Annotated in this window: 7 protein-coding genes; 2 read left to right on the top strand and 5 right to left on the bottom strand. The window is 51.9% G+C overall.

All coding sequences use genetic code 11. The features are described from left to right. Positions 1–152 precede the first annotated feature (152 nt). Positions 153–815, top strand: a complete 663-nt coding sequence (locus tag F8I07_RS06645; RefSeq protein WP_292657355.1) for a transposase — start codon at positions 153–155, stop codon at positions 813–815. Between the two features lie 29 nt (positions 816–844). Here the strand turns inward: F8I07_RS06645 and F8I07_RS06650 are convergent, their stop codons facing one another. The 3 genes from F8I07_RS06650 to F8I07_RS06660 form a co-directional block, all read right to left on the bottom strand. Beyond that, positions 845–1174: a hypothetical protein gene (locus tag F8I07_RS06650; protein ID WP_292657358.1), complete on the bottom strand. Its 330-nt coding sequence runs from the start codon at positions 1172–1174 to the stop codon at positions 845–847. Between the two features lie 208 nt (positions 1175–1382). After that, positions 1383–2363 carry a hypothetical protein gene (locus F8I07_RS06655; protein ID WP_292657360.1) on the bottom strand — a complete coding sequence of 327 codons (981 nt, stop codon included), beginning with the start codon at positions 2361–2363 and terminating at the stop codon, positions 1383–1385. 345 nt (positions 2364–2708) lie between these two features. Further along, positions 2709–3128, bottom strand: coding sequence for an arsenate reductase ArsC (locus F8I07_RS06660; protein WP_292657363.1), 420 nt, complete (start codon positions 3126–3128; stop codon positions 2709–2711). Positions 3129–3249: 121 nt separating this feature from the next. Between F8I07_RS06660 and F8I07_RS06665 the strand changes: the two genes are divergently transcribed. Continuing rightward, entirely contained in the window at positions 3250–4503 is a 1254-nt protein-coding gene (locus F8I07_RS06665) for an arsenic transporter (RefSeq protein WP_292657366.1), read from the top strand. On the opposite strand, the gene F8I07_RS06670 is transcribed toward F8I07_RS06665, so the two are convergent. Then, positions 4500–5714 carry a cation:proton antiporter gene (locus F8I07_RS06670; protein WP_292657370.1) on the bottom strand — a complete coding sequence of 405 codons (1215 nt, stop codon included), beginning with the start codon at positions 5712–5714 and terminating at the stop codon, positions 4500–4502. The genes F8I07_RS06665 and F8I07_RS06670 overlap by 4 nt on opposite strands. Positions 5715–5837: 123 nt before the next feature. Further along, on the bottom strand, positions 5838–6464 hold a 627-nt coding region (locus tag F8I07_RS06675; protein ID WP_292657371.1), incomplete at its 5' end, for a DUF302 domain-containing protein.

Genomic DNA, 6464 nt, shown 5'->3' on the forward strand with positions numbered 1-6464 from the left:
GACTTCGTAAAGTACTGTTCGAGGAGTATTTCTACCACCGTAGCACTCTCAAGGAACTTTCCAGAAAATATCAGCGATCCAGAGCCTGGATCCAGCGGGAGATTCATGCCTATAACCCCTCCATTGTTCATAGAGAGCCACGGGATGTCACCTTGATTCTCGATGCTACGTTCTTCGGCAAGCGTCGAGATAAGTTCGGGGTTCTGGTTGCGAAAGATTCCAGGAGCAAAGCGGTGATTTCCTATCGGTTCATTCAGACCGAAAGCATACGTGAATACCATTTGATCAGGGAAGAGATCGAGAATCTTGGCTTTGAAGTCCAAGCGATCGTCACCGATGGAAAGCCAGGATTATTCGGGCTCTTTGAGGGAATTCCTCAACAGATGTGTCATTTCCATCAGCAAGCCATCCTGACCCGATACCTTACCCGCAATCCGAAGCTGCAGGCCTCTATTGACCTGAGACGAATCGCTTCGTATCTTGGGAGAGTGAATCAGGAGAGGTTTACCTGCCTGCTTCAGGCCTGGCACAAAAGACATGAAGCCTTTCTCGATGAAAAGGTAGAGGATGATTCCAAGAGAGGATGGCACTACAAGCATAAACGTCTTCGAAGTGCTTACCGAAGTCTACAAAGGCATCTTCCTCATCTCTTCACCTACCAAAAACACTCTCATCTGAAGATTCCAAACACCACCAACGCTTTGGATGGCGGAATCTTCTCATACTTAAAAAATCTTCTGGGGGTTCATAGGGGAATCGGCATCGATCTGAAGAAGAAACTGATTATCGACTTCCTTGAAAAACAGGCCAAATAGCAACCCGTTTTCTTACTTTATGTCTAAAACTACAACAAATGCCCCATCTGTTGTGCCGCATGCCAAATATTCTCAACAATAGACGGTAGTTTGTCCGCTACAACTGTTCCACTACCAGCAATAGGAAGCCATTCTTTTATTTTCTGCAGAGCACCTTCTTTTGTAGCGGAGTCACCTGCCTCTTCCCTGTATGCTTTTATTGCTATTCTTACGGCATTTTCAACATCGCCAGCCATCAAAAATGCTTTCGCTTGGAAGATATCAATATCGGTTTCACTGCTAATGCGATAAGTCGTGTAAACATAACATTCGTCCATTTCGTCAGCATCGATGTATCGATCGTCCTCATGGATGTCCATCTCAGCACACTTTGGACAGTCATAGCCCAAATCTCTCTCTTGATCACTCGGTGTAAAATAGTGTCCATTTCTACATACGAAAGTTTCAGATCTCCTCAGCATCCCCTCTTCTACAAAGCAGTCAAGAATCTCCTGAATCTCTTTCGGGTCACATTCAGGGCAGTAGCTTTCTATTTTTTTAAAGTCTACTATACTGCCGGTTGTCGCCCTATTGGTCAGTATCAGCGACGAGAGCATCGCTATCAGTTTCGTTCTCTTGCAATTCAATGATCTTCTCCGATACCCCACTCACCAAACTCAAAAGCGACAAATCGCTCATTTTCCCAAGAACCCTGATCGAATTTGCCCCACGGCCTATTGCTATTTTACCACACTCTGTATAACCTGATGTGTCTGTGTGGCAATAGGTAAGCACTCGTGATACTTCAGGTGCTTCATCAAGCATTTGGGCAACTTCATCTTCCATATCATACTCGTCGATATCCCCCTCTCCCCCGGTAGGCACACTAAAGGTAATCATTTCTGCAGGAATGCCCCCGATAGGATTCTCCATCGTTTTCTCAGCCGTCTTCAGATTGAGCGTGCCGTCCTCCTTGAGCTTTATGAAGAGACCGAGCATGTCGCTATAGGATGTCAGTTCATTTACTTCCCTGCGGGAGATCCCGAAATCGACAAAAAACGCATCGCTCATTCCCGGAAGCATGTTGGCCTGGCCCCGCATTACCAGAAAATCGCCATAGACAAAAACATTGCTCTTGACGGTGGCGATATATCCCTGATGTTGTTCAAAGCCAAATGGGTAATTCGCCTCCTTAAAAGAAACGTACCATATCTTTTTGTATTCAGGGTTGGCAATAACATCGATTTTTGACAAATAGTATTCACCGATTTCCACATCGGTTTCAGAAAAGCGCCGAGCCCTCTCATTGTATCGTGCAAAATCTTCTGATTGAATACCAGTATTTATCTTATTTATTGCTTCTGCAGAACATTTATATATCTTGATCGAGCAATTATTATCGTAACTGTAAATACTGCATAGATAATCCCATAACACGGGATCATATGTTCGTATAAACTCCTCTTTCGACATGCGCCGACCATTTTCCCCTATCAATAACGTTTGATCTACCATACGTTTTTTAAGCCGCTCATATTCGAAATTTATACGTTGTCTAGGTGGCTTCATTGTCATCCTTTCTCTTGGAAGTGCTCTACATCATCACCCGCCGCACCCGCTCCACGATCCTGAAGACGCTCTGATACTCCGTCGGGTCGTAGTCCCAACTCTCGTGTCCGGGTTGGCGCTGCGGATGCGCAGGTCGTCGAATAACTCTTTTTGCTATGCAACTCGGATCGCCCATTATAACAAGGGCATCCAAAAAGCCAGAAGTTTTCCCAGAACATTTTACTTGCAAGTCCGCGCTAAGTGACGAACCAAGTACCATTCTGAAGAGCTATGAGATAAGGAAAGCTTTCAGAAAAAGTTTTGATAAACCTAATTAAGATAAGCAAGGCTTAAAAAACAAAGGCCTTACCCCTCGCTGCAGAGCTCCTTTTCGACCACTGGCAGCAGCTCCTTTTCGATGAGGCGGAGGGTTTTTTCGTACTCCTCGGGGGCTTTGCCGCTGGGATCCTCGAAACCCACATGGATCGTCTTGACTGCTTTAGGGAACATGGGGCAGGTCTCTTTGGCGTTGTCGCAGACGGTGATGACCAGGTCGAAAGGGTGATCGAGGACCGTGTCGATGGTTTTGGAGTGGTAGTCATCACGCCAGAGCCCCTCATGCTGGAGCAGCGCTTTGGCTTCGGGATTGACCTGCCCGCTGGCGGCGACGCCGGAGCTTTCGGCCTCAACGCAATCGCCCAGCCGGGCGTTGATGAGGGCTTCGGCCATGATGGAACGGCAGCTGTTGCCGGTGCAGAGAACCAGAACACGTTTTTTGGGTTGCATTGTTTTTCCTTTGGCGGCAATCTTTTGTATTTGTAATAAGGATTATATCACATTATTGAGATATATTGATTTATATTCTCTTTTCCGATAAAATCTTCACCATCCAAATGCAGGAGAGGTAATGATACTCGCTTTCGGTCTCTTTTTGATAACACTGATACTCATCATCTGGCAGCCACGGGGGCTCTCCATCGGTACCACCGCCGTGGGCGGGGCGGTCGTGGCTCTGCTGCTCGGGATCGTCTCCTGGCAGGATGTCTGGGAGGTCACCCACATCGTCTGGGACGCCACCCTGGCCTTCATCGGGATCATTCTGCTGTCGATGGTGCTGGACGAGATCGGCTTTTTCGAGTGGGCGGCGATCAAGATGGCCCGCCTCTCGGGAGGCAGCGGGCCGCTGATGTTTCTCAATATCCTCCTGCTCGGAGCCCTGGTGGCCGCCTTTTTCGCCAACGACGGAGCGGCGCTGATCCTCACGCCCATCCTCCTGGCCAAGATGCGCTACCTCAAAATGGACGCAAAGGCGATCTCCGCCTTTTTGATGGCGGGGGGTTTCATCGGCGACTCCGCCTCCAATCCCTTGGTGATCTCCAACCTCACCAACATCGTCACCGCCGACTATTTCCACCTGGGCTTCATCGAATATATGAAGCGGATGTTTCTCCCCAACCTCCTCTCCATCGCCGCGTCGATCCTCTTTCTCTGGCTCTTTTTCCGCAAATCGATCCCCCGACACGTCGACGTGGAACTCCTCCCCGAAGCCTTCACGGTGATCAAAAACCGCAAAATGTTCGTCATCAGCTGGTGGTTTCTGGCTATCCTGCTCCTCGGCTATTTCACCGGCGATCTCTACCATATCCCCGTGAGTCTCTTCGCCCTGGGGGGTGCGCTGATCTTCCTGGCCATCGCCGCGAAATACAAAGCGACCAAGCCGATGATGACCGTCAAAACCGCTCCCTGGCATGTGGTCTGGTTCTCCATCGGTCTCTATATCGTCGTCTTCGGCCTCAAAAACGCCGGGCTCACCGACGAGATCGCCGAGTGGCTGCTCTGGCTCAAATCCCAGGGGCACGCCGCCTACGTGCTGGGCACCGGCTTCCTCTCCGGGGGCCTCAGCGCGGTGATGAACAATATGCCCACGATCATGGTCATGGACCTGGCCATCGACAAAACCGGCGACACCTTCCTCGCCTACGCCAACATCCTGGGCGCCAACCTGGGACCCAAAATGACCCCCATCGGCTCACTGGCCACCCTGCTCTGGCTCCATGTCCTGGAGAAAAAGGGGGTCAAAATCAGCTGGGGGGAATACATGAAAGTGGGGCTCCTCGTCACGCCGCCGGTTTTGTTCGTCGCCTTGCTCGGACTACTCTAATCTGTTGACTTCACCCATCTTGCATAGAGTCGCACCAACGGCTGGGCACTCAGGCCGTGGAGGAAGATACTGAGCAAAATCGTCAACGCCGCCACGGCGATGATCCGTTCATGCCCCGGGAAGCCCCCCAGCTGGTGAGCCGCCACCAGGATATAGAGGATCGAAGCGATTCCCCGCGGGCCGAACCAGCCGATGAATAGACGCGTCGGCAGGTCGAGTTTGAGCCGTCCGAAACCGACGGCCACCGGCAGCATTCGCAGGAGCGTCAGGCTCAGCAGGGCGAACAGGAGCGCTTTCAGGTCCCAATAGGGCAGACTCGCCGGCACGAAAACCAATCCGAAAATCAGAAAGCTCACCATCACCAGCAGCTCCCCCTCGCTCTCGGCGAACTCCTCCACATGGCGACGTAGGGTTTCGTCACTGTTGCCCAGGAGCAGCCCGCCGAAAAAGGCGCCGATGTATCCGTTGCCTCCCAGAAACTCGGCGAAATAGTAGGCGAAGATCGCCAACGCCAGGGGGACAAGGTTGTAGTATTGCGGCTCCATCCAGCCCCGATCGATACTCCATCGACCCAGCCGGGCTCCCAGCCACCCGACCAGCGCTCCGGCCAAGGCCCCGAAGAGTATCTGCCGGGCGATATAGAGCAGCGGGCCGCCGCTTTGACTCTGCCCGCTGTCTCCGGCCATCAGGGCCAGCACCATCAGAAGAAGCGGAAAAACGATGCCGTCGTTGAGACCGCTTTCGACATTGATGGTATTGCGCACTTTTTCGGGTAGTCGGGTATCACTGACCACGGCTTTGCCCAGCGCCGCGTCGGTGGGAGCCAGGATCAGGGCCAGAAGCATCAGATAGAGCGCCGAATGCTCCTCGGGAAAGAAGAGTTTGGCGGTGATATAGGTCAAGAGGATACTGATCGGCATAGCGACAAAAAGCAGACGGCTTGGAAGTTTCCAAATCGGTTTGAGACGAGCCAGACTGATAGCCGAAGCGTCGCTGAAAAGCACGACAATCAGGGCGATCTCGGCCACGATCTGTACCGCCTCGGCATTGGGCCGCACTGGCTCTCCGCCCAGGACGAGAGGAGAAAGGAGAATCCCCACTGTCACAAAAACCATCGGTCCCGAGATATTCAGACGACCCAGGAGCCGGGAAAAGTAACCATAGCCCAGAATCACGATGGTGATCCCCAGGATCAACAGATGTTCATGCACGTGCGCTTCCTCGCCTTGCCGAATTGGAGCACTATTGTAACATCAAAGCAGAGAGACCGAATCAGATCAAAGTTTTGAAGTGGAAGAACGGAAGGATAGGTAGAGCAGCCTGGCGTCGGGATTTTAGAAATCCCCTTTGGCCGCCTTGTCCATCATCGTGTAGATGGTCTTTTTGACCTGATTACCGTATTTGAGCATCTCGGGAGGCAACGGACGACCTCCGTGAATCATCATATCCAGATCGAGAGTATAGAGCCAATAGTCGCCGTTTTTGTCCTGCATCAGCGTAATGCGGCAAGGCAGATAGGCACCGTAGGCCATGGACCACTTGACCATCTTGATGGCGATGGCGGGATTGCAGTAGCTGAGGACCCGTGTATAGGGCTGGGGCTTGCCGGTGCGCAGCGCCACCTCTTTGGAGAGGGGCAGATCCCCGACAGGTTTGATCCCCATTTCGGTCGCCACGCTGTTGAGGGCGTCTACCACCTCGTCGGGGCTGATCCCCTTCTCCACCTTGACCTTACGCACGGTCGCTTTGCCGATATCCCCGGTCTCGAGCAGGGTCGTCATCATATGGGTATACACATCCTTGGCTTTAGGATCGAGCTGCTTGACCTGATCGATACGGGTTCCCAGGTCCAGGGCGAACCAGAGATAGATCACCAGGGCCGTTACGACGAGACCTATCAGAGCGAAGAGTGTTTTGAAGAAATTCATCAGAAGCTCACTTTCATCAATTGAGATGAAAGA

Source organism: Nitratifractor sp. (genome assembly GCF_015487065.1).
Lineage (GTDB): Bacteria > Campylobacterota > Campylobacteria > Campylobacterales > Sulfurovaceae > Nitratifractor.

What these genes read in the sequence shown, in the direction of transcription:
- F8I07_RS06650 (WP_292657358.1), bottom strand. Translation starts at nt 1,174, where the DNA reads ATGGACATCCATGAGGACGATCGATACATCGATGCTGACGAAATGGAC.
- F8I07_RS06655 (WP_292657360.1), bottom strand. Translation starts at nt 2,363, where the DNA reads ATGAAGCCACCTAGACAACGTATAAATTTCGAATATGAGCGGCTTAAA.
- F8I07_RS06660 (WP_292657363.1), bottom strand. Translation starts at nt 3,128, where the DNA reads ATGCAACCCAAAAAACGTGTTCTGGTTCTCTGCACCGGCAACAGCTGC.
- F8I07_RS06665 (WP_292657366.1), top strand. Translation starts at nt 3,250, where the DNA reads ATGATACTCGCTTTCGGTCTCTTTTTGATAACACTGATACTCATCATC.